Consider the following 2,130-nt stretch of genomic DNA (forward strand, 5'->3'; position numbering starts at 1 on the left):
CGCCGGACGCCGCCTCGACGACGCCGCCCCCACCGTCGACGCCCGCCTGCCCGACGGCACGCGGCTGCACGCCGTGCTGCCGCCCCTCACCGACGCGTGCACCACGCTGAGCCTGCGGGTCGTGCGGCCGTGCGCGTTCACGCTCACGGACCTCGCCGCGTCCGGCACGGTCGCGCCGCCGCTCGTCCCGCTGCTGCGGGCCCTCGTCGACGCGCGCGCCAACCTGCTGGTCTCGGGCGCCACGGGCGCCGGCAAGACGACGCTGCTCGCCGCGCTGCTGTCCACGGTCCCGCACGACGAGCGCGTCGTGCTGGTCGAGGAGGCGGGCGAGCTCGTCGCCGACCACCCGCACGTGGTGCGCCTCACCGCGCGCGCCCCCAACGTCGACGGCGCCGGCGGGGTCCACCTCGCCGACCTCGTGCGCCAGGCGCTGCGCATGCGACCGGACCGGATCGTCCTCGGCGAGTGCCGCGGCGCCGAGGTCCGCGAGGTGCTCGCGGCGCTCAACACGGGCCACGAGGGCGGGTGCGCGACGCTGCACGCCAACACCGCCGCCGACGTCCCTGCGCGGCTCGAGGCCCTCGCCGCGCTCGCGGGCCTCGACCGCGCCGCCGTGGCCGCCCAGGCCGCGAGCGCGGTCGACGCCGTGCTGCACGTGCGCCGCGTCCGGCACGGCACGGACGCCGGACGCCGGTACCTCGCCGAGGTGGGCGTCGTCGTGCGGCGCGACACCGACGGCGGCCTCGAGGTGCGCACCGCGCTCGACGTCGACGCGGCGGGGCGGATCCGTCGTGGCGACGGGTGGTCGCGACTCGCGGCGCGGCTCGGTCACGTCCCGCGGGACGGCCCGTGACGCCGTTCGTCGCGGCGCTCGTCGCGCTGGCCGTGGTCGCGGCGTGCGGACCACCGGTGCGTCGGCTGCCGTGCGGTCCGGGGCGTCCCAGGCCCGGCCGTCCGCTGCCGCCCGGGCCGGTGGGGCGCACGCGGCGACCGCGCACCGGCGGACGGCCCCGCGAGGACCGCACCGGGCCCGCGGCGACCGCGCGCGACGGCGCTGCCGGGGACCTCGCCACCGTGCTGCACGCCGTCGCGTCGCAGCTGCGGGCGGGCGTGCCGCCGCCCGACGCGTGGCGCTCCGTGCTGGGCGTCCCCGGGGCCGACGACGGCACCCCACCGGCACCCGCCCTGCTGGCCGTGGGGCGCGGCGCGGGCCGCGTGGGCGCGCGCCGCGCCGGGGGGCGGGACGACGCCGCGCACCGTGCCCGCGTCCGTGCCGTGCTCGCGGGCACGCGCGTCGCCGCCGAGACCGGTGCCCCGCTGGCCGACGTCCTCGCGGACCTCGCGGACGCCGTCGCAGCCGACGCCGAGCAGTCCGCCGACCTCGCGGCCGCGCTCGCGGGCCCGCGCGCCACGGCCCGTGTGCTGGTCCTCCTGCCCGTGCTGGGGCTGCTCGTGGGCGCCGCCATCGGCGCGCGGCCGTGGGCGGTGCTGACGGGCGGCGGCGTCGGCAGCGCACTCGGCGCCGCGGGTCTCGTGCTCGCCGCCGCCGGGCACGCGTGGGTGCGGGCGCTGCTGCGGCGCGCGGTGGTGCCGTGACGGCCGGGCTCGTCGCACCGACGGCGGGTGACGTGGGCCCGGCCGCGGCGGCCGGCGTCGTGGTCGCGCTCGCGGTGCTGCTGGGGGCGCTGCCGTGGCGCGTCGCGCGGGCACCCCGTGCCCCGGGCGCCGGGGGGACCGGGGGACGCACCGGCGCCGGGGACGGGCCGGGGGGCGGGAGCCCTCGTGCGCGGCGTCGCCGGGCGCGTCGCCACCGTGGCGACCTGCGGGTTCCCGACCTGACGACCGCGCCGCTCGACCCCGCGTTCGTGCTCGACCTGTGCGCCGCCGCCGTCCGCGGCGGAGCCGCAGTGCCCGCCGCGCTCGTCGGCACGGGCCGCCACCTGGGCGGCGCCGACGGCGACGCGCTCGTCCGGGCTGGCACGGCCCTCGGGATGGGCGCGCCGTGGGACGTCGCGTGGGCCGGTGCGCCCGCGGCGGTCGCCGCCGTTGGCGCGGCCCTGCGCGTCGGGTGGGACGCGGGGTCGTCCCCGGGGCCGCTGCTGCGCGCGGCGGCCGACCGGCGGCGGCGCG

3 protein-coding genes are annotated in these 2,130 nt (G+C 82.1%); all 3 read left to right on the forward strand.

Features of this window, described 5'->3' with window-relative positions:
• A partial coding sequence (locus CS2_RS18175; RefSeq protein WP_070321013.1) for a TadA family conjugal transfer-associated ATPase occupies nt 1–853 on the forward strand: 853 nt, incomplete at its 5' end.
• A 221-nt stretch (nt 854–1,074) separates the two neighbouring features.
• Nucleotides 1,075–1,596, forward strand: a complete 522-nt coding sequence (locus tag CS2_RS18180) for a type II secretion system F family protein (protein ID WP_169798672.1) — start codon at nt 1,075–1,077, stop codon at nt 1,594–1,596.
• Nucleotides 1,593–2,130 (forward strand): hypothetical protein (locus tag CS2_RS18185; protein ID WP_156442219.1); only part of this gene is annotated, 538 nt, incomplete at its 3' end. The genes CS2_RS18180 and CS2_RS18185, both read left to right, overlap by 4 nt.

This window comes from Cellulomonas iranensis NBRC 101100 = JCM 18110 (assembly GCF_001552375.1).
In the GTDB taxonomy this organism is placed as follows: Bacteria; Actinomycetota; Actinomycetes; order Actinomycetales; family Cellulomonadaceae; genus Cellulomonas; species Cellulomonas iranensis.